General features: G+C 71.2%; 16 protein-coding genes. 3 read left to right on the plus strand and 13 right to left on the minus strand.

Features of this window, described 5'->3' with window-relative positions:
- Positions 1–42: 42 nt before the first annotated feature.
- The 11 genes from ABFY07_RS03480 to ABFY07_RS03530 form a co-directional block, all read right to left on the minus strand.
- Positions 43–1,083, minus strand: a complete 1,041-nt coding sequence (locus ABFY07_RS03480; RefSeq protein ID WP_346172990.1) for an AraC-like ligand-binding domain-containing protein — start codon at positions 1,081–1,083, stop codon at positions 43–45.
- Positions 1,084–1,159: 76 nt separating this feature from the next.
- Positions 1,160–1,948 (minus strand): carbohydrate ABC transporter permease, encoded by a 789-nt coding sequence (locus ABFY07_RS03485; RefSeq protein WP_346172991.1) that lies wholly within the window; start codon positions 1,946–1,948, stop codon positions 1,160–1,162.
- A 10-nt stretch (positions 1,949–1,958) separates the two neighbouring features.
- Positions 1,959–2,813: a carbohydrate ABC transporter permease gene (locus ABFY07_RS03490; RefSeq protein ID WP_428836852.1), complete on the minus strand. Its 855-nt coding sequence runs from the start codon at positions 2,811–2,813 to the stop codon at positions 1,959–1,961.
- Positions 2,814–2,919: 106 nt separating this feature from the next.
- On the minus strand, positions 2,920–4,128 hold the full coding sequence (locus ABFY07_RS03495) for a sugar ABC transporter substrate-binding protein (RefSeq protein WP_346172993.1): 1,209 nt from the start codon (positions 4,126–4,128) through the stop codon (positions 2,920–2,922).
- Positions 4,129–4,243: 115 nt separating this feature from the next.
- Positions 4,244–5,032: an alpha/beta fold hydrolase gene (locus ABFY07_RS03500; RefSeq protein WP_346172994.1), complete on the minus strand. Its 789-nt coding sequence runs from the start codon at positions 5,030–5,032 to the stop codon at positions 4,244–4,246.
- Between the two features lie 90 nt (positions 5,033–5,122).
- The gene (locus ABFY07_RS03505) at positions 5,123–7,870 is read right to left on the minus strand and encodes a helix-turn-helix transcriptional regulator (protein WP_346172995.1); all 2,748 of its coding nucleotides are present in this window, start codon (positions 7,868–7,870) and stop codon (positions 5,123–5,125) included.
- 219 nt (positions 7,871–8,089) lie between these two features.
- Positions 8,090–9,016 carry an ROK family protein gene (locus ABFY07_RS03510; protein WP_428836853.1) on the minus strand — a complete coding sequence of 309 codons (927 nt, stop codon included), beginning with the start codon at positions 9,014–9,016 and terminating at the stop codon, positions 8,090–8,092.
- An 11-nt stretch (positions 9,017–9,027) separates the two neighbouring features.
- On the minus strand, positions 9,028–10,758 hold the full coding sequence (locus ABFY07_RS03515) for a dipeptide ABC transporter ATP-binding protein (protein ID WP_346172997.1): 1,731 nt from the start codon (positions 10,756–10,758) through the stop codon (positions 9,028–9,030).
- Positions 10,755–11,654: an ABC transporter permease gene (locus ABFY07_RS03520; RefSeq protein ID WP_346172998.1), complete on the minus strand. Its 900-nt coding sequence runs from the start codon at positions 11,652–11,654 to the stop codon at positions 10,755–10,757. Before ABFY07_RS03520 ends, ABFY07_RS03515 begins: the two co-directional genes overlap by 4 nt.
- Complete coding sequence (locus ABFY07_RS03525) at positions 11,651–12,610, minus strand: ABC transporter permease (RefSeq protein WP_346172999.1); 960 nt, start codon at positions 12,608–12,610, stop codon at positions 11,651–11,653. The genes ABFY07_RS03520 and ABFY07_RS03525 overlap by 4 nt, the downstream gene beginning before the upstream one ends.
- Before the next feature lie 50 nt (positions 12,611–12,660).
- Positions 12,661–14,478 carry a peptide ABC transporter substrate-binding protein gene (locus tag ABFY07_RS03530; RefSeq protein ID WP_346173000.1) on the minus strand — a complete coding sequence of 606 codons (1,818 nt, stop codon included), beginning with the start codon at positions 14,476–14,478 and terminating at the stop codon, positions 12,661–12,663.
- 301 nt (positions 14,479–14,779) lie between these two features.
- Between ABFY07_RS03530 and ABFY07_RS03535 the strand changes: the two genes are divergently transcribed.
- From ABFY07_RS03535 to ABFY07_RS03545, 3 genes are all read left to right on the plus strand, one after another.
- The gene (locus ABFY07_RS03535; RefSeq protein ID WP_346173001.1) at positions 14,780–16,012 is read left to right on the plus strand and encodes an ROK family transcriptional regulator; all 1,233 of its coding nucleotides are present in this window, start codon (positions 14,780–14,782) and stop codon (positions 16,010–16,012) included.
- A 25-nt stretch (positions 16,013–16,037) separates the two neighbouring features.
- Positions 16,038–17,558: a M81 family metallopeptidase gene (locus ABFY07_RS03540; RefSeq protein WP_346173002.1), complete on the plus strand. Its 1,521-nt coding sequence runs from the start codon at positions 16,038–16,040 to the stop codon at positions 17,556–17,558.
- A 110-nt stretch (positions 17,559–17,668) separates the two neighbouring features.
- Positions 17,669–18,460, plus strand: coding sequence for a copper homeostasis protein CutC (locus ABFY07_RS03545; RefSeq protein ID WP_346173121.1), 792 nt, complete (start codon positions 17,669–17,671; stop codon positions 18,458–18,460).
- Between the two features lie 165 nt (positions 18,461–18,625).
- Here the strand turns inward: ABFY07_RS03545 and ABFY07_RS03550 are convergent, their stop codons facing one another.
- Both ABFY07_RS03550 and ABFY07_RS03555 read right to left on the minus strand, forming a co-directional pair.
- Positions 18,626–19,450 (minus strand): SDR family NAD(P)-dependent oxidoreductase, encoded by an 825-nt coding sequence (locus tag ABFY07_RS03550; protein WP_346173003.1) that lies wholly within the window; start codon positions 19,448–19,450, stop codon positions 18,626–18,628.
- 49 nt (positions 19,451–19,499) lie between these two features.
- Positions 19,500–20,003 carry a hypothetical protein gene (locus tag ABFY07_RS03555; protein WP_346173004.1) on the minus strand — a complete coding sequence of 168 codons (504 nt, stop codon included), beginning with the start codon at positions 20,001–20,003 and terminating at the stop codon, positions 19,500–19,502.
- Positions 20,004–20,332 lie beyond the last annotated feature (329 nt).

The following is a 20,332-nucleotide window of genomic DNA, read 5'->3' on the forward strand; positions in this document are numbered from 1 at the left end:
GTGTAATTTGTGGGCAAGCTTTGGGATCCGGGTCCTTCGCTGTCAGGCACTGAGGAGCCGCGCGGGTGGCGGGGGATGCGGCGCCAGGCCTCGGGTGTCGCGCCATTCGCTGGGAGCCATCCCGTAGGCGGCCCGAAAAGCCCGGCTGAAGTGCGCGGCGCTGATGAAACCCCATCGGTGCGCCACCGCGGCGATCGTGGAGCCATGCGCGTGGCGGGCCAGGTCGCGTCGGCATTCCTCCAGGCGACGCCGCTGGATCCACCGGCCGACGGTGGCCTCTTCGCCCTCGAACAGCTTGTGCAGATAGCGCAGGGATATGCGGTGGGCACGGGCGATGGCCTCAGGGGTGAGATCGGGATCCGGGAGGTGGCGGTCGATGAACGCCTGGATCCGCAGCAGCAGTGCCCGGTTCCCACCCGACGTGTCCGCTTCCGATCGGCCGAGAACCTCTCCGGCCAGCCCGCCGAGCAGGTCCACGACGTTGCGCGCCATCAGCTCTCCGGCGCTCGGCGAGTAGGTTCCCGCGCCGTCCACGAGAGCGGCCAGGAAGGGCGAGAGCAGACCCCCGAGGGGCATGTCGGCGCCGAGCGGGGTGGCCGTGACATGAGCGATGCCGGACTCGCTCAGCCCCAGGACGTCTCTCGGCACGACGAGGGACTTCGTTCGGAAGGACTGGGGGAGATCCAGCCGGAAGGGGCGCGCCATGTCGTAGACGAACATGTCCCCCGGCCCGAGGACCGCCTCACGGCCGTCCTGCTCCAGCCGGGCGACTCCTCTGTCCAGCAGTGTGATGACCACGGGGCCGTCTTCACCGTCCCGGGCGACGAGTCGGTGCGTTCGCAGGGCGGACAGGCGCTCGCCCTCCACGGTGACGGCCCGGAGCCGGCCGAGCGGCGCCGTACGGATCGTGCCGGAGCACACCCCGTCGGGGGCGGTTATGCGCATGGCGCCGAACGTCCGGGACAGGGCCTCGCGCCAGTACGACCCTCTGTGGAGGACGGGCAGCGCGGCGGTGGTGTGGAAGCCGCCGGGGGCGCTTCCTTCCAGCCGCACAGGCTCCGGCCTCGATGTATCCAGCACCATGATCCCTGTCCTTCAACCGATGAGCCGTCTGAATCACCGTGCCAGCGGTCCTGGAGCGGCACATCGCGTGAATCCGCTAGATGACACGGCGCTGGGCGACGGCCAGCAGGACAGCGGCGGGGACGGACGCCATCACGGAGGTGGCCATGACGGCGTTCCACTGGTTCGTGTGGGCTCCGATGTACTGGTAGATGCCCAAGGTGATCGGGCGAACGGTGTCCGTGGTGGTCAGCGTCAGGGCGAAGAGGACGTCGCTCCAGGTGAAGAGGAAGGTGAAGACGGCGGCGGTGATCAGAGCGTTCGTGCTCATCGGGAGCACCACGGAGCGGAAGACGCGCAGCCTGCCGGCGCCGTCCAGGCGCGCGGCGTCGATGATCTCCCTGGGAATGCTCCGCATGAACGAACGCATGATGATGATCGCGAAGGGGACTCCGGCGGTGGAGTCGGCGAGGACCAGTCCGGCGTAGGAGTCCAGGAGTCCCAGGTCCTGGTAGGCGCCGTAGAGCGCGTTGGCCACCGCGATGCTCGGCACCATCTGCGCGATCAGGATGCCGAAGAGCACGAGGTTGATTCCGCGGAGGGGGAAGTGTGCCAGCGCGTGGGCCGCCGGCGCGGCGAGCCCGAGGCCGAGCACCACGCTGCCGAGGCTTACGACAAGGCTGGTGACGAGGTTGCCGCCCTGATCGCGCAGTGCGGTGACATATCCGCTGAGGTCCGGATGAGAGGGGAACCATCCGCCTTGCAGTGTGTTGCCCGCCGGCTGGAGGGAGGCGTTCACCGTCCAGTAGACGGGAAACAGCATCACCGCGAGCAGGACGAGCCCGACGACGGTGGACGACCGGCCACGGCCCGGCGCACGCTTCATAGATCGCCTCTCAGACGTTACGGGCGCGCTGGACGGCGCGCAGGTAGACGAGGGCGGAAGTGAGCGAGATGACGAGGAGTACGTTGCTCAACGCGGCACCGCGCCCGAACTCGAACTGCTGGAAGGACAGTGCGTAGGCCTGCGTGGCGATGGTGTCCGTGGCGTTGGCCGGCCCTCCGCCCGTTACCACGAGGATGATGTCCAGCACCTTGAGCGTGTAGACCACGCCCAGCACCAGTACGACGCCGACCTGGGGCCGCAGCAGTGGCCAGGTGATATGGCGGAACGACGCCACCGGGCCGGCGCCGTCCAGCTTCGCCGCCTCGTACAGGTGCGCGGGGATGTTCCGCAGGCCGCTGTAGAGGATCGCGGTGTTGAAGGGGATGCCGACCCAGATGTTGACGAGAATCACCGACCCGAGCGCCTGTGAGGGGCCGGTGAGCCAGGGGATGCCGGAGGACGAGAGATGGAGGCCGCGCAGGGCCGCGTTGACGACTCCCGTGTCGGGATCGAGCATCCACTTCCACGTCGTTCCGGAGACGACCAGCGGCAACAGCCACGGCAGCAGCAGGAGCGATCGCAGAAGGCCGCCGAGCGGGAAGCGGCGCTGGAAGAACAGGGCGAAGGCCAGGCCGAGTGCGAACTGCCCGACTATCGAGCCCGCGGTGAACAGGACCGTGGTCGCCGCGGTTTTGGAGAACAGGTCCGACGACAGGATCTCCGAGTAGTTCCGCAGCCCCACGAACGGCGCGGAACCCGTGTAGAACGTCGTGGTCGTGTACTCCTGGAAGCTCATCACGGCGTTCCTCAGGATCGGGTATCCGAAGAACAGCAGCAGGTACGCCGCGGCGGGCACGATGAACATCCACTGGGCCAGCCGCTCGCCGGGGCGCGACCGGGCCGCGCCCCGGTGCCCCGCCGAGCCAACGCCGTCGTCCTGCCCGGTGCCGTTCCGGAGGACCGGGGACGGGTCAGTCACCGGTCGCGAACCGCTGCGCGTGCCTGAGAGCTTCCGCCGGCGTCTGCTCGCCCGTCAGTGCGGACTGGATCGCGGTGTAGATGCCGGTCGCCGCCTTGGGCCACCTGACGCCGAGCTCGCTGGTGCGGGCCCGCGCCGCTGCCACGCTCGTGGCGAAGACGGACATCGTCGGAACCTGCTCGGCGTGCCGGGCGGCCACCGCGGTGCGGGAGGGCACGGTGAAGTGCTGCCGGGCCAGGGTGAGCATGTTGGAGGAGTTGTTCAGGCAGGCGAGGACCTGGGCGGCCTTCGCCCGCCGGGCCTCGGAAGGGTTCTGCGGCACCGTCCACACCTCACCGCCGAGCGGGGTGACCGGGGTCTGCCCCGCCCGGGGGACGGGGATGGGGGCAACCCCCCAGTGCAGGTCCTTGTCCGTGTTCAGGGCGCGGATCCGCCAGGGGCCATTGATCATCATGGCTGTCCTCCCGGCGACGAACTGATCGTGGACGTCGGCCTGTGTCCAGTTCAGCACCGACCTCGACATGGATCCGCTCTTCACCAGGTCGACCCACAGCTGGAGTGCCTGCGCGGCCTGTGGGGTGTCCAGCCGCCTCTCGTCCCCGCCGTTGGACCACAGGAAGGGCAGGAACTGCCAGGTGCCCTCGAACGTGGCGTTCGCGTCGACCGCCATGCCGTAGCGCCCGGGACGGGTCAGCTTGGTGGCGGCCGTCTTCAGCTCGTCCCAGGTCCTCGGTACGGCGACACCGGCCCTGGCGAGCATGTCCTTGTTGTAGAAGAGGGCGACCGTGCTGACGTAGGGGGCCAGTCCGTACACCTTTCCCCGGTAGGTGCCCGCCGACAGGATGCCCTTGGCGTAGCCCCTGGGCCGGATGCCGTACTGGTCCAGAGGGGTCAGCGCGCCGGTCTGTGCGATCTGCTGCAGGTCGGGGTTGTCCAGCATCAGCAGGTCGGGAAGGGTCCGCGAGGACGCCTGCCGCAGGACCTTGGGGATGAGCGACGCCGCCGGAACACTCGTCTGCTCGACCTTCACGCCGGCGGCCCTGCCGCAGGCGGTGAGCATCTCGTCCCACTGGGTGTGCTCGGGTTCGTCGGTGTAGTAGTCCAGCGCGGTGATGGAGGTCACCTTGTCTGTTGCGGACCCGGCGCCGGGTCCGCCACCGCACCCGGTGGCGGCCACCACCAGGGTGATCGTTCCGGTCAAGAGGGCGGCGATCCGCCGAACCGACGGTCTGGCCGGTGAGGTCATGCTGGTGCCTTTGTCGGGAGACGTCTGAGGCCGAAGCCGGCTCGCGCGGGGGACGGACCCCGTGGTGCCGTCAAGATGGCCGATACAGGCATCTTCCGCTCGGACGCATCGTACCGAGCCCCGGCCGGCCGCCGACATGGGCCACCGCATCCCGGATCATCGCCACCACGGCGTCGGGCTGCGACAGCACGACGGCGTGTGAACCCTCCAGCGCGTACTCGGTGGCTGCCATGCGTTGTGCCATGAAGCGCTGAGCGGTGGGGTTGAGCATGCGGTCGGCGGTCGCGATGGCGTACCAGGACGGCTTGGAGGCCCATGCCGGCGGGCCCGATCTACCGGTCAGCGCGCCGCAGGCGATCGGGCGTTGTGCCACGGACAGCACCTCCTTGTCGCTGGCCGGCAGGTCGGCGGCGTACACCTGCGGGAACTGTTCCCGACGGATGTAGAGCTCGCGGTCCGGCTCGCCGGGGGTCCGCGCGGGGAGGGCGGCGGTGCAGGTCGCGTCGGCCGCCGGTGCGGGGGCGAAGCGGTTCGTGATGTCCAGGACGCACTCGCCGGCGTCGAGGCCGAACGCGGCGACGTAGCACAGGGCCAGGACGTTGTCGGCGTCGGTGGCGGCGTGGGTGATGACCGCGCCACCGTAGTCGTGGCCGACCAGGACGACAGGGACCTCGATCTGCCGCACCACGCTTCTGAGGTAGGCGGCGTCCCGCGCCAGATCGCGCAGCGGGTTCGCCGGGGCGCGCACGGTCAGTCCGGCGGTGTGCAGGCGGCTGATGACCCCCGCCCACGACGAGGCATCGGTGAACGCCCCGTGCACCAGCACAACGGTCGGCGGTGCGGGGACGGAGCTGTGCATGCCGGTGACCTCCGACGGAGTGTGAGGGAGGCGCCAGCCAAGCGCCTCCAGGGGCGGCGGCGCATCGCGTGAACGTACCAACAGCTCCGCTCAGCTGTCGGGCAAGGCCGTGACCAGGTTGGCGAGTTGCACCCGGGAGTTGATCGACAACTTCTGGAAGACGGACGTCAGATGAGTGTTGACCGTGTGCGGGGAGACGACGAGCAGGCCGGCGGCCGACCGGTTGGTGTGACCCGCGGCGATGAGCCGCGCGACCTTCTTCTCCGAGGCCGTGAGGGCCCCCCACCCCTGGACGGGGCGCTGCTTGGCCGCCGCCCTGCGGCCGCCGGCTCCCGACTCCTCCCGAGCGCGCTGTGCGCGTGCCGCCGCGGCGTGGGCGCCCGACTCGGCGAACGTGCTCCTGGCGTGCGCCAGGGCGGCTGCCGCCGGACGTTTCCGGCCTGCCGCCAGGAGAGCCTGCCCGAGATCGGCGTAGGCGGCGGCTCGGACCAGCGGGCGGGGGCTCGCCTTCAGCAGCTCCGCCGCGTGTTCGAGCACGGCGGGATCGTTTCTCACCAGCCCGAGGGCCTGCGCCGCGATGCCCCTGGCGGTCGGCACGGCGGCGTTGCGTTGGGCGTGGGCTCCGGCCTGCGCGGCCAGGTCCTCGGCGAGCTCGTGCTCCGCGCCGCGCAGGGCCATGCGGATCGCGGAGTCGACCCAGTCGCGCAGAAGCCGCCAGCGCATGAAGGGCCCCTCCTGCTGCACTTGCCGGATCTTGTCGACGGCGAGCCCGATGTCTCCGTCGGCCTCGGCATGGACCGCCTCCAGGAAGCGCACCGCGGCCGTGTTGCCCGGGTTCGGCTTGGCCACCAGCCTCTCCCGCGCCGCGACCAGGTGCTCCCGCGCCGCTTCCCGGTCGCCGCGCAGCAGGGCGATCCGGGAGCGGATCACGCGACCGTTCACCTGCTGGACGGGCACCTGCACCTCGTCCTCCAGGCGCTCCATGGTCATGAAGCCGGCGTCGGCGTCGTCGAGCCGACCGAGCCCTAGATCGTGCTGGCCCTGTGCCCACAGCAGCATCGCCTGCCGCGTCGCCCCGGCGCGGTCCGCCGCTTCCGAGAGCAGCCGTTCGCCGGACTCGAAGTCGTCCACGTGCAGGTGCGCGACGATCTCTTCGGGAAGGAAGGCGGAATCGATGGCGCTCAGCGCGGCGAAGCGCTCCAGGGCGACGGCGTTCTCACCCGCGTTCTGCGCGATCTCGCCGAGCCCGGACAGGGCCAGGATGTGTGCCTCGCGGTCACCGGCCGCGGTGGCGGCACGCAGCGCGGTCTCGCCGGCCTCACGCGCCGCGACGAGATCGTCACCCCGGGACAGGGCAAGTGCGCGCAGGGCGGCCAGCCTCGCCCCGATCTCCGGGGCGGCGCCCCCCGTGGCGAGGGCCGTTTCGACCCGGCGGCGCAGTTCACCGGCGAGATCCATGTTCCACAGCGTCCCGCCGAGGGCGGCCTGCAGCCGACCGAACGCCTCCAGCGGTGGTCGGCCGGCCAGGAGCCGGTCGCCTGTCGTCAGGGCCTCGCGGTGCCGGCCGGCCCGTGTCAGGGCGAGGATCGTCTGCTCACCCACGGTGAACCTCAGGGGCAGTGCCGAGGGCACCAGGTCCAGGGCGCGCGTCATCAGGTCGGCCGCGAGGCCCGGCGTGACCGGCAGTACGTCGTCGGCCGCTCGCCGCAGCAGCGCTACGGCTTCCTCGTCCCCGGGCAGGGCTCCCCTGAGGATGTGCGGCACCGCGTCGATCGGCCGGTGGCCCGCGGAGACCAGGTGGTGGGCGGCCTCTCGGTGAAGAGCCTTCCGGGCCGAGGGCGGGATGTCGACGTAGACCGCCTGGCGCAGCAGGTCATGCCGGAAAACCAGATGATCGCCGTCGTCGTCCAGGAGTCCCGCGCGCACGGCTTCCTCGAGCGCCGCGATCAAAGCGGCGGTCGGCCGCCCGGAGAGCGCGGCCGCGTCGTGGAAACCGAAACTGCGTCCCAGCACCGCTCCCATCTGGAGGAAGCGCAGGGTGCCGGGCTGCAGGGAGCTGAGTCTGCCACGCACACCCACCACGAGCCCGGGGGGCATGAGCCCGTCCGACGCATCGGCGATCCGCAGTCCCGCGAGCATCTCGGCCGCCAGAAACGGGTTCCCGCCGGCCCCGTCGAGCAGGTCCCGCACTTTCCCGTCAACCGCTGCCCCGAGGGTGTCCCCGGCCAGTTGATCGATGGCCGCGCCGGACAGCGGCCCCAAGGGCACGGTGACCGCCGGGAGGTTGCCGGCCGCGGCCGCGACCACCTCTTCCGCCGGCCCCGCGGGCTCCCGTCGCGCGGTCAGCACCCACAGGACCGGCGAGGTCCGCAGGCGCGTCGGAAGCTGCTTCAGGGCGAACCGGCTCAGCGGATCGGCCCACTGCGCGTCGTCCAGGCCGATCAGCACCGGCACGCTGCCCGCTCGGGCTTCGATCGCCTCCGCCAGGCGCTCCACCAGCCAGATGCGCTGATCGTGACCGCGGGAGAGATCGGCAAGGGCGTCGCCGGACAGCAGCGGCTGATCGCCGTGCAGGAGGCAGGCCGCCAGCGACGAGAGCGGCACGATGTGATGAAGCTCATCGGCCTTGCCGACGCCGACCGAGAACCCCGCTGCCCTGGCCCCGGAGGCGGCCTCGGCGAGCAGCGTGGTCTTACCGATGCCCGGCTCCCCCTGCAGCAGGACCAACCCGCCGCTACCGGTGCGGGCCACCGAGGCGATCAGCGCCTCGAGCTCTTCCAGCTCGGCCTCCCGGCCGCGCAGACCTCTACGGGTCAGCGATCCGCCCGCCCCCGCCACTCATGTGCCTTCCTGTCCGTACCTCCCGGCCGAGGCCGGTCTCAGCCCACCCCGGCCAGGACTCCGCCCTTCGGCGCCACCTGCCGGTGCCGAAGGGCATCGTCCCGACCCGGGCGTGCGGCTGCCGCGGTCGGTGTGGAACTGGAAGGGCGACGGAACGCCTGCGATGGGATGATTGGTAGCTTAGCGTGCCGTATCCCTCTCGCTGTCGGCTGGCCCTCAGGGTGTCGTCAGGACTCCCACACCCGGTGTGGTCTCCAGGCGGGCGCGGGCGGCGGCGCCCACGGGTACGGCATCGGCGCCGAGCCGGGCACGGACCAGGCGGACCGGGTGACCGCTGACCGGGGGCTCCTCGGCGAGCTGGGCCCGTATGACGGGCTCGAGGAGGTGCCAGGCGCGGCTCACGCCGCCACCGATCACCACGGTGGTGATGTCCACCAGGCCGGCCGTCATGACCACCGCCCGAGCGAGCCCGGCGCCGGCGGCGCGGTACACCTCCAGGGCGTCCTGGTCGCCGCGCGTGGCCGCGTCGGCGACCTCTCGCGCGGTGAGCGGGCGGCCGGTGCGGTCGGCGAACCGGGCCCCGATGGAACGGCCGGAGGCCAGGGTCTCCAGGTGGCCACGCCCCCCGCAGGTACAGGGCAGGTCGCCGAACCCGGGAATGTGTCCGATCTCACCGGCCGCGCCCTGCGGGCCGGCGAAGAGCCGGCCGCCCGCCCAGAGCGCGCCGCCCACACCCGTGCCCAGCGCGATGCCGAGGACATCGGGCTCGCCCCGTACCGCGCCGCCCGACACCTCCCCGCGCAGGAACGCGTTGACGTCGTTGTCGAGGAACGCGGGCACGCCCAGGGCGTCCTCCACGGCGGCGGTGACCGGGAAGCCCGACCAGCCGCTGAAGGAGTCGCTGGCCACCAGGATGCGGCCCCCCGCGGTGTCCACCACCCCGGCCGCGCCGACCCCGACGCCGATCAGCCGGCCGGGCGTACGCCGCAACAGCGGTGTCAGGACACCGAGCGCGGCGTCGATCATGGCCTGCCCGCCGGAGGCCGCCGGAGTGGCCGTTCCGGCCCGGTCGAGCACCGTGAGGTCGTCGTCGCACACCACCACCTGGGTCGTGGTCCCGCCGATGTCCACGCCGGCGAACAAGGGGCGGTCGCTCACGCCTCGGCCCCCGTGCGTCCGGCCGCCAGGGTGGCCAGGCGTTCGGCCCTGCGTCCGCGCTGGACCACCGGGTCGGGCACCGGCACGGCGGCCAGCAGCCGCCGGGTGTAGTCCGTCTCCGGGTGCAGCAGCGTCTCCCCGGTGAGGCCCTGCTCCTCGATCCGCCCGGCCCGCATGACGGCGACCCGGCGGGCGAACTGCTGGACGACCGCGAGGTCGTGGGAGACGAACAGACAGGCGAAGCCCAGCTCGTCCTGCAGCTCCGTGATCACCTTCAGCACGGACTCCTGCACGCTCACGTCGAGCGCGCTGGTGGGCTCGTCGGCGACCAGCAGCCGGGGCTCGAGCACCAGCGCGCGGGCCAGGGACACCCGCTGGCGCTGACCGCCGGACAGCTCGCCGGGGGCGCGCCGGACGATGTCGCGGGGCAGCCGGACCCGGTCGAGCACCGCCTCGACCCTGCCGCGCCGCTCCTGGGCGGACAGCCCACTGCGATGTACCCGCAGCGGCTCGGCGACGCACTCGCCGACCGTCATCCTGGCGTCGAGCGCGGCGACCGGGTCCTGGAGGACCACGCCGATGCCGGATCGCAGCGCCCGGCGGGCACGGGAACGGGTACGGGAAAGGTCGGCGCCGAACAGCGACACGGTGCCGGACGTCGGCGGGATCAGGCCGAGCGCGACCCGCGCCGCGGTGGACTTGCCGGAGCCCGACTCGCCCACCAGGCCCAGGGTCTCGCCGGGGCGGACGACGAGCGAGACACCGTCCAGGGCGTGCACCGCGCGCCTTCCGCGGCCGAACACCACCGAGATGTCGCGGAGTTCGACGACCGGCGCGGTGGCGTCGCCGCCGCCGGACCCGTCGTCCGGGCGGGCCTCGCCGGCCGGCGCGCGCCCGTCGGGCTCCGCGACCGACAGCCGGGGCACGGCGGCCAGCAGCCGCCGGGTGTAGTCGTGGGACGGGCGCAGCAGTACGTCCTCGACCGGGCCGGTCTCCACGATCCGGCCCTGGTACATCACGGCGACCCGGTCCGCGAAGTCGGCGACCACACCCATGTTGTGGGTGACGAGCAGGACGCCGGTGCGGGTCTCGGCGGCGAGCCTGCGCAGCAGGTCGAGGATCTCGGCCTGCACGGTGACGTCCAGCGCGGTGGTCGGCTCGTCGGCGATCAGCAGGGCCGGATCGTTCGCGATGGCCATGGCGATGACCACCCGCTGGCGCTGGCCCCCGGAGAGCTGGAAGGGGTAGGCGGCCGCGCGTTTCTCCGGCTCGGGGATGCCGACCCTGCGCAGCAGGTCGACGGCGCGAGCGGCGGCGTCCTTGGCGGAGACGTCGCCGTGGTTGCGGATCACCTCGGCGATCTGCTTGCCGATCCGGGTGAGCGGGTCGAGCGCGGTGGCCGGCTCCTGGAACACCATGGAGACGGTCCGGCCCCGCAGCGCGGCGAGCCCCGCCTCGTCGGCGCCGACGATGTCGGTGCCGTCGATCACGGCCCGGCCCGTGGCCCGGGCGTTTCCGGCCAGCAGCCCCATCGCGGCCAGCGCGACGGTGGACTTCCCGGAGCCCGACTCGCCGACCAGGGCGAGGGTCTCACCGGGACGCACCTGAAGGGACACCCCCCGTACGGCGGGGACCTCCGAGGACTCGGTGGTGAAGACGACATCGAGGTCGTCGAGTTCGAGAATCGGCTCGGCCGCCGGGGCGGCGGAGGCCTGGGTGGCGGTCATCCGCGTCCCCTCACGTCGAAAGCGTCACGGAGCCCGTCCCCGATCGCGTTGAACGCCCACACCACCAGGATGATGGCCAGGCCGGGCGGCAGGATGAGCCACCAGTAGCCGGAGTAGGCGGCGGTGAGTCCCGCGGAGAGCATGCCGCCCCAGTCGGTGGCCGGTGGCTGCACGCCCAGGCCCAGGTAGGAGACGTAGGCGACGAGGAGGATGGCGTCGGCGATCTGGAAGGTCGTGGCGACGATGATGGTCGACACGGAGTTGGGCAGGATGTGCCGCAGGATCGCGCGGGCGTGGGTTCCCCCGATGGCGCGCAGGGTCAGTACGTAGTCGCGGTTCTTCAGGGTCAGCGTCTCGGCCCGGATGAGCCGGGACGGCACCAGCCATGACACCAGTCCGAGGATGAGGATCAGGCCGGGCAGGCCGGGGGTGGTGATGGCGGAGACCACCAGCAGGATGAAGAGGGCGGGGATGGCGATGCCCGCGTCCACGATCCGCATCATCACCGCGTCGATCCAGCCGCCGGCATAGCCCGCGACCGCGCCCCACAGCGTGCCGATGACGGTGGCCAGGGCGCCCGCGGCGAGACCGACGATCAGCGACACCTTGCCGCCGTACATCAGCCGGCCCAGCTCGTCGTGGCCGACGGCGTCGGTGCCGAGCCAGTGTGCGCCGCTCGGGGCGAGGTTGACCTGGTCGAGGGCGGTGTGGGTCTGGTCCGTGGAGTACAGCAGCGGGCCCACGAAGCAGAACAGGACGAAGAACACCACGACGCCGAGCCCGGCGACGGCGAGCCGGTTGCGCAGGAAGCGCCGCACGGCGAGCCGGGTGCCGGAGGTCTCACGGGGGGTGTCCGCGGTGCCGGGCGCCTTGGCCGGCTGGATGACGGCGCTCATGCCCGGCCTGCCTTCACTCGGGGATCGATGATCCGCTGGACGATGTCGGCGAGCAGCGTGCCGACCACGGTGGCGACGGCGATGACCAGCACACAGCCCAGCAGGACCGGGTAGTCGGAGGCCTGCGCGGCGGACCAGAACAACAACCCCATGCCGGGGTAGTTGAAGAGCTGCTCCACCACCAGGGCACCGCCGAAGAGCACCGGCAGGTAGTAGCCGAGCATGGCGATCACCGGGGTCAGGGAGTTACGGAACACATGCCGCCGCAGGATGGCGCCGTAGCCGGAACCCCCGGCCCGCGCCGTCCTGACGTAGTCCTCGGAGAGGTTCTCCAGGGTGGCGGCGCGCATGTAGCGGCTGAACACCGCCACCATGGAGGCGGCGCCGGTGACCACCGGCAGCACCAGGGCCTGCGGCTCGGAGAACACCTGGGCGAGCGACTCCCCCTGCGGCGCCTGGGACGGGAACCACGGCAGCACCTGGCTGAACACCAGAACCAGGATCAGCCCCAGGAAGTACACCGGCGTGGAGTAGGCGATGAGGCTCAGCGTGGTGATGACGTAGTCCGCCGGCCTGTTGCGGCGCACCGCTTGCCACATACCCAGCGGGATCGCCAGGAGCAGGCCGATGACCAACGACAGGACGGTCAGCACCAGGGTCTTCGGCAGCCGCTCCCCGATGAGCCGGGAGACCGGGGCGTTCAGGGTGTACGAGGTGCCGAGGTCACCGTGCAGCAACTGGTTCAGGTAGTGGAGGTATTGCACGGGCAGGGGCTCGTCGAGGCCCTGTTCGTGGTTGAAGCGGGCGATCTGCTGCGCCGTGGCCTGCGGGCCGAGGATGCCGCGGGCGGGCCCCCCGGGCAGGGCGTGCAGCAGACCGAAGACCACGATCGTCACGATCACGATCACCGCGACGGCCTGGAGGACCCGTCTGATCAGGTACGAAGGAGTGCTCATGTGTTTTCCGGTCGCTTCGGCTCAGGAATGCGCTGGGTCACCGGCCGGGCTCAGTTGTCCGTCCACTTCCACATGGCGGGGTGGAAGTTGGCGAGCGAGTCCTGCGCGAAGCCGCCCAGCCCGTTCTTGACCACGGAGACCTGGTAGTCGGGCTCCGGCAGCCAGATCACCGGCAGGTCCTTGGCCAGCGCGGCGCTGTACTTCTGGACGGCGGCGGTCGAGTCGGAGGTGGTGGTCTGCGTGATCAGCTTGTCCACCTCCGGGTTGGAGTAGCTGCCGAAGTTGGAACCGCCGCCGGTCTGGAAGAGCGAGTCACCGCTCGGGTACGCCGGGAAGTACCAGCTGCCGGCGGTGCCGAAGAAGGACAGCTGCCACTTGCAACCCGGGTCGGCGGACTTGCACTGACCGGTCTGCGAGAGCACCGAGTTGACGGGGGCGGTCTTGATGGAGAACTTGATGCCGGTCTTCGAGAAGGAGGACTGCAGCGCGCTCATCATGTTGTCGGTCACGGTCGAACCGGACTGGGACAGCACGTGCATCTCGAACTTGGTGCCCTTGGCGACGCCCGAGCCGCACTGGTCGTCGCCGCTGCCCGCGTCGGTGCACACCATGGTGCCGTTCCGCTCGGTCCAGCCGTGCGAGGTCAGCAGCTTTTTCGCCTTGGCGGTGTCGAACGGGTAGGGGTTGTTCTTCTGCTCCGGAGAGACGAAGTCGGAGGCCTGTCCCTGGGGGATCGGGCCGTAGGTGGGGACCGCGGTGCCGTTGAACACCACCTTCGACAGGCTGGTCTGGTCGACCGACATCTGGATCGCCTGCCGGGCGTAGAGCTGCTTGAAAACGGCGCCCATGGCGGGGTTGTTGAAGTTGTAGGGCATGTAGGTGATCGCCCAGCCCGCCCACGGCTTGATCGTGTAGCCCCGCGACTTGAAGGAGGCCTCCTGGCTGAGGTCGGTGGCGTTGATGTAGCCGTAGTCGACCGTGCCCGCCCGCAGCGCGTTCGCCTCGGCGTCGGTCGTGGTGAAGGGCAGGAGGTTGACGTGTTTGATGTTGGCCTTGCCGCCGCCGTCGTACTTGGCGTTGGCGGTCAGTTCGACCCTGCCCGCGGTGGAGAAGGACTTGAGGGTGTACGGACCGCTGACGACCTTCCACAGCGGGTCGCTGGCATAACCGGAGATGTTCTTTGCGGCGTTGTTGAGGTATTTCCAGACCTTCTTGGCGCCGGCCTTGGTGCGGTCCAGGTCGGAGACGGCACCGGCGTCGCCGGTCTTGTCCCAGACGTGCTGCGGCATCGGGCGGATCATGCTCAGCTCGTTGGCGAGCATCCACTGCTGGTTGTACGCCTTGTCGAACGCGATGGTGAAGTGGGTGTCGTCGACGATCTTCAGCGAGGTCCAGTTGTCCGGCGCCTTGCCCGGGCTGTAGCTTGCCCAGTCGGCCTTGTTGGCCTTGACCAGGTTGAACCAGAACTCGACGTCACGCGAGGTGACCGGCTTGCCGTCGCTCCAGTGCCGGTTGCCGAGCGTGATCGTGACGCTCTTGCTGTCCTTGGCGAAGTCCGCCGCGGTGGCGAGGGAGTTCTTCTTGTTCCAGCCGACCTCGCCGGTGGAGCCGTCGTACGCGATCAGCGGCTCCCAGAGGGACTGGGATATGGAGGAGTTGTTGGTGTTGAGGTGCGAGGCCGTGCCGACCGGGAGGATCCAGTTCGGCGTGAAGTTGGCCGGGAGCGCGTAGTTGATGGTGTCGGTCGAGTGTCCGCCGGAGGACGAGGTACCGCCTCCGGAACAGCCGGTGAGCAGTGCGCCGGACAGGACGGCGGCACCCGCGACGAGGGCCCAGCGGCGGCCGGTCGCCGAATGAGCAAGGAACATGACTCTCCTCGGAGTGGAAGGACCCGTGATGTGCCCCGTGGGGGCCGGCGCCGCGGGAATCGGCGCTGCGACGACAGTCAACGTGCCACACGCCGATCAAACAAACAAGAATTAGTAAAAAGTAAGTTTCTGCGAGCTGAGCAGAAGTCTCCACAGCCTGATCCGGGCAGCGAAATCGGCGTCTTTGGCCCGGTTTGCCACGCTACCGGCCAAGGCGATGTTGTCCGGGAAGCGGTTCACGTACGCGTTCTGCGGGCGTACTGTCTTCGTCACACCCACCGTTGCGGAAGTTACTTCGTACATGACTGAAATAAGTGCGCGGAACCGTCAGTCGGCGAAGGGGAGTTCCCCCCTCGCCGCCCGCGTCCTGGAACTCGTGGCCTCCGGCCAGGCCTCGTCACGCGCCGAACTCGCCGGCCTGCTCGGTGCCGCCCCCTCGACCATCTCCCTGACCGTGGCGCAGCTGGTCGAGCGCGGGCTGATCGCCGAGGAAGGCACCCAGTCGTCCACCGGCGGGCGCCCCCGCAAGGTCCTCCGGCTCGGCGGCACCGACGAGTTCGCGGTCGCCGCCGACCTCGGCGGCCGGCACGCCCGGATCGGTGTGGCACTGCCCGGCGGCCGGCTCGAAAAGGTCTCCACCGTTCCGTTCGTCATCGCCGACGGCCCCGAGGAGGCTCTGCCACGGCTCGCCGAGACCCTGGAGGCCCTGGCCGAGGAGCGCGGACGCGACCGGCTGTGCGGTGTCGGCCTGTCCCTCCCGGGCCCCGTCGACATCCGATCCGAAGGCGTCATGCTGCCGTCGCGGATGCCGGGGTGGAACCGCTTCCCGGTCGCCACCTGGCTGGAGGAACGCTTCGGCGTCCCGGCCGCGGTCGACAACGACGCCAACTGCATGGCGATGGGTGAGCACACCGTCCGGCCCGCCGAACACCGACAGTCGATCATGGTGAAGATCGGCTCGGCGATCGGCGCCGGCGTCATCGTCGACGGCCGCCTCTACCGGGGCGCCACCGGCGCCGCCGGCGACATCACCCACATCCGGATCGACGGCGCCGCCGACATCCCCTGCTCCTGCGGCAAGACCGGCTGCCTGGAGACCGTGGCCTCCGGCGCCGCCCTGGTACGCATCCTGCGCGAGCGCGGCGCCGACGTCAGCAGCATCGAGGACGTCGTGGGCCTCGCCGCCGACGCCGACCCCGAGGCCACCCGCGCGGTCCGCCGAGCCGGAGAACACCTCGGGCAGGTGCTCGCCGCCAACGTCAACTTCTTCAACCCGGACGCCGTCTACCTCGGCGGCATCCTCTCCACCCTGGAACCCTTCGTCGCCGCGGTCCGCAGCCAGCTCTACGACAGCTGCCACCCGCTGGTCACCGAGCACCTCACGATCGAGCGGGCCAGCCTCGGCGTCGACGCCGGAGTCGTCGGGGCCGGACAGTTCGCCCTGCAGCGCGCCATGGCGCACGCCCTGCGCAACGCCGGCGGCACCGGGCTCGGTGACGAGCGCCCCGGCACCGCCGCACCCCGCACCCCCTGACGCACCCCAACCCGTACGAGGAGCCATGTCGGAATCCCGCACCGCCGCCCGCCCGGTCATCGCCATCGCCGGGCTCGGCATCGAGTCGTCCACCTTCTCCCCGGCCCGCACCGAGGCCCCCGCGTTCCACCCCTCGCGCGGCGCCGACGTACTCGACCGCTACCCCTTCCTCGCATCCGGCGAGGAACTGCGCGAGGCCGCCGACTGGCACGGTGCCCTGGTGGGCAAGTCGCTGCCCGGCGGCATGGTCACCGCCGCCGCCTGGTCCGCGCTCACCGGCGAACTCATCGACCGCCTCGCCGCGCTGCCCCGGCTCGACGGCCTCTGGTACGACATCCACGGCGCGATGACCGTCGAGGGCGTCGAGGACGCCGAGGCCGTCCTGCTGGAACGCATCCGGGCCACCGTCGGCCCCGACGTGATCGTCTCCACCTCGATGGACCTGCACGGCAACGTCTCCAGGGAACTCGCCCACCGCAGCGACCTCATCACCTGCTACCGGATGGCCCCGCACGAGGACCACATGGAGACCAAGGAGCGCGCCGTGCGCAACCTGGTCGACCTGCTCGCCTCCGGCGCCCCCCGACCGGTGAAGGCATGGGTGCCCGTCCCGGTGCTGCTGGCCGGAGAGCAGACCTCCACCCGCATCGAGCCCGCCAGGAGCGTGTACGCGGCGGTCCAGGAGGTCGAGGCCACGGCCGGGGTGACCGACGCGGCGATATGGGTCGGCTACGCCTGGGCCGACGAACCACGCAACCGCGCGGCCGTCGTCGTCACCGGCCCCGACCGGAACGCCGTGTCCTCAGGCGCCGAACGCCTCGCCCGCGGCTTCTGGGAGGCCCGTCACGACTTCGACTTCGTCGCCCCGACCGGCACCTTCGACGACCTCCTCGACGAGGCCCTGCGCTCGCGGCACCGGCCGTACTTCATCAGCGACACCGGTGACAACCCCACCGCGGGCGGCGCCGGCGACGTCACCTGGGGGCTGACCAGGCTGCTGGAGCGCCCGGAGTTCCAGAAGGACGACGGCCCGACCGTCCTGTACGCCTCGGTGCCCGGCCCCGCCGCCGTCGACACCGCGGTCGCCGCCGGCGTGGGCGCCACCGTCACCGTCACCGCGGGCGCCGAGGTGGACGACCGGCACGCCGGCCCCGTCACCCTCACCGGCGTGGTGCACGCGATCCGGCACGGCGACCGCGACGCCGAGACCGAGGTCGTGGTCCGCGTCGGCAGCGTGTACGCGATCCTGACCCGGCGGCGCAAGCCCTACCACCACGAACACGACTTCTCCGACCTGGACCTGGCCCCCCGCTCCGCCGACGTGGTCATCGTGAAGATCGGCTACCTGGAGCCGGAGCTGTTCGACATGGCCGCGGCCTGGAAGATGGCCCTCACCCCGGGTGGGGTCGACCAGGACCTGGTGCGACTCGGCCACCACCGCATCCGCCGGCCCATGTTCCCCTTCGACCGCGACATGGCCGACCCGGACCTGACCGCCCGGATCATCCCGGCCTCCGACCAGCCGCTCACCGGGGACGACGAGTGACCGGCCGCAGCGCTTACACCCCTCGCGCCCCTCGCACTCTTCACCAGAACCCACCCGGCCCGCCCTCCGGCTCCCCGGGCGGCCCCGGAACGCCGGACACCGCCCTCGAGATCGCGGTCACCTCCCCGGCGGGCGCCCGTGCCGCCCGCGACCACGGTGCCGACCGGGTCGAACTGTGCACCGGGCTCGAACTGGGCGGCCTGACCCCGTCGGCGGCCTCGGTGGAGGCGGTGGCAGCGGTCGGATCCCCGGTGCACGCCCTGGTGCGGTGCCGCCCCGGTGACTTCGTGTACGACGCCGAGGAGATCGCGCTGATGGTCGCCGAGGTACGCTCGGTCGTCGCCTCGGGCGCCTCCGGGGTGGTGGTCGGCGCGCTGACCGCCGAAGGCCTCCTGGACACCGACGCCCTCACCCGCCTGACCGACGCCGCCCATGACGCGGCCTCGCACCACGAGCGCTCCGTGGAGGTCACCCTCCACCGCGCGATCGACCAGTCCGCCGACCCGGTCGCCACCGCGGCGCTGCTCCCCTCGCTCGGCATCACCAGGGTCCTCACCTCCGGCGGCGCGGCCACCGCGGCCGACGGGGCGACCACGCTCGCCGCGATGGTCGCCGCGGCTCCCGGTGTGCAGGTCATGGCAGGCGGCGGCGTGCGCACCCCCGACATCCCCGCCCTGGTGGCCGCGGGGGTCGCCGCCGTGCACCTCTCCGCCAAGACCCGGGCCGAGCCCCGGCGCGGCGGTGCCTGGATACCTCTCGGAGCCGCGGGACCCTCCGCCCTCCAGGACACCCACTTCGTCACCGACCCGCACGTGGTGGCCGAGGCCCGCCGGGCTCTGGACGCCACACGGACCACCGGCCGCCCCGACCATCGGCGCACGCCGCCCGGCCCCGGCCGGTGAGGCTTACCGCCGGCCGCCCCGGGCATCGGCGCGCCCCGCCCGGCCCCGGCCGGTGAGGCTGACCGCCGGCCGCCCCGACCATCGGCGCACGCCGCCCGGCCCCGGCCGGTGAGGCTTACCGCCGGCCGCCCCGGGCATCGGCGCGCCCCGCCCGGCCCCGGCCGCTCAGGCCGACCCGGCCTCGTCGCGCGGCGCGATGTGGAAGTCGAAGGCGACGGTGCCCGGGTCCAGCGCCGTCGCCCCGCCGTCAACCGTGAGCACCGCGCCGTTGACGAAGGACGCCGCCGGAGAGAGCAACCAGCCGATCGCCTGGGCGACTTCACGCGGTTCGCCCGGCCGGCCCATCGGCAGGAGCCGGGTCGCCTCCTCGTAGGCGGCGTCCACACCACCGTCCCCCAGCCCCGCCTCCTGGGCGAAACGCGCCATGCGCCGGTCGGCCATCTCCGTCCGCACCCAGCTGGGACACACCACGTTGGCGCGCACCCCCTCCCGGCCGTGGTCCACCGCCACGGAACGGCACAGCTGCACCAGGGCGGCCTTCGACGCGGCATACGGGGCACCGCCGGGCCCGCTGAGCAGGGCCGAGACCGACGCGACGGCGACCACCGCTCCCCGCGCCCGCCGCAGATGCGGGATCGCCGCGCGCAGGAGCAGCAGCGGACCGGTGACATTGGTGCGCATCACCTCGTCCCACTCCGCCAGCGACAGATCGCCGACCGTGCCGCCACGCCCGATGCCCGCGTTGAGGACCAGACCGTCGATGCGCCCATACGCGGCGAGCGCCGCGCCGACCAGACCCTCGGCGGCCTCGGGGTCACCCACATCCGACGGATACGCCAGCACGCCCGTCTCGTCCTCCAAGCGCCGCAGCGGCTCGACCCGGCGCCCGGACACGACCACCTGGTGCCCCTTCTCGCGCAGCAGCCGGGCGGTGGCCGCGCCTATGCCGGAACCGGCGCCGGTCACGATGACAACTCGCTCGTCCGTCACAGTGTTTCAGCCTTCTCTTCCGAGATCACAAACGCAGCGATCGTAGAGGTCAGGAACGCCGGGCGGAATTCAGCCGTTCGACCTGCTTGTTGACAAGGCCGAGGGGGAACCGGGCCGGCATCCCTACGTTCGTATCCGTGAAACTGGCTGTGACGTCGTCCGTCCGCACGAAAACATGGTGTTCGTCGCGAACCCCCTCCCCGTCGGGCAGCGGGATGACCACGTGGAAACTCAGGGCCTCGTCCCCAACGTCCGGGACCTTGTCCGTAGTGATCTTGGCCTTGTACTTCCCCGCCACACTGACACCCGAAAAAGACCTGCAGTCCGCAAGGGCTTCCTGGAGCCGCCTGAAAGCCTTTTGCGCCTTCGTGCCCTCGTAAGAAGCCAGTGTGGAATCGCCCCCGTAGATGTTCTCCCTCCAGTTGTAGATCTGGAACACAACGGCGGACGCGCCCTCGGCCTCAAGTATGTCGAGGACTCTTTGACAGGAGGCATCCGAGACCGGTGGCGACGTCTTCCGTCGCTCTTCCGGAGAAGGTTCCTGCACTGGCACGTCGTAAGCCTGGGGCACCTCACTGTCCTGCAAGGCGAGTGCCTTCAGCTGCCCGGCGGTTAACGGAGGTCTTGACGTTCTCGACGGTGCCTCCGTGCCCGGAGACGACGATGGCCGGCTCACCCCTTGTTGGGTCGAGCAAGCAGCGACGCCGAGCATTCCGGCGATCATCACAGCACTCGCTGACATCCGTCGCATGAGTGCAGCCACAGGTGCCTCCTCTGAGTCGTCCGAACGAGTCAGACAGACGCTAGCCGCAGCCGCCGACGGTAGGTGCGCGATAGACGAGAACCCGAAGGGTTCGGGAGGTGCGTCTCCCCGCGCACCCT

It is taken from the genome of Streptomyces sparsogenes subsp. cuspidosporus (assembly GCF_039532705.1).
Taxonomy (GTDB): domain Bacteria; phylum Actinomycetota; class Actinomycetes; order Streptomycetales; family Streptomycetaceae; genus Streptomyces; species Streptomyces sparsogenes.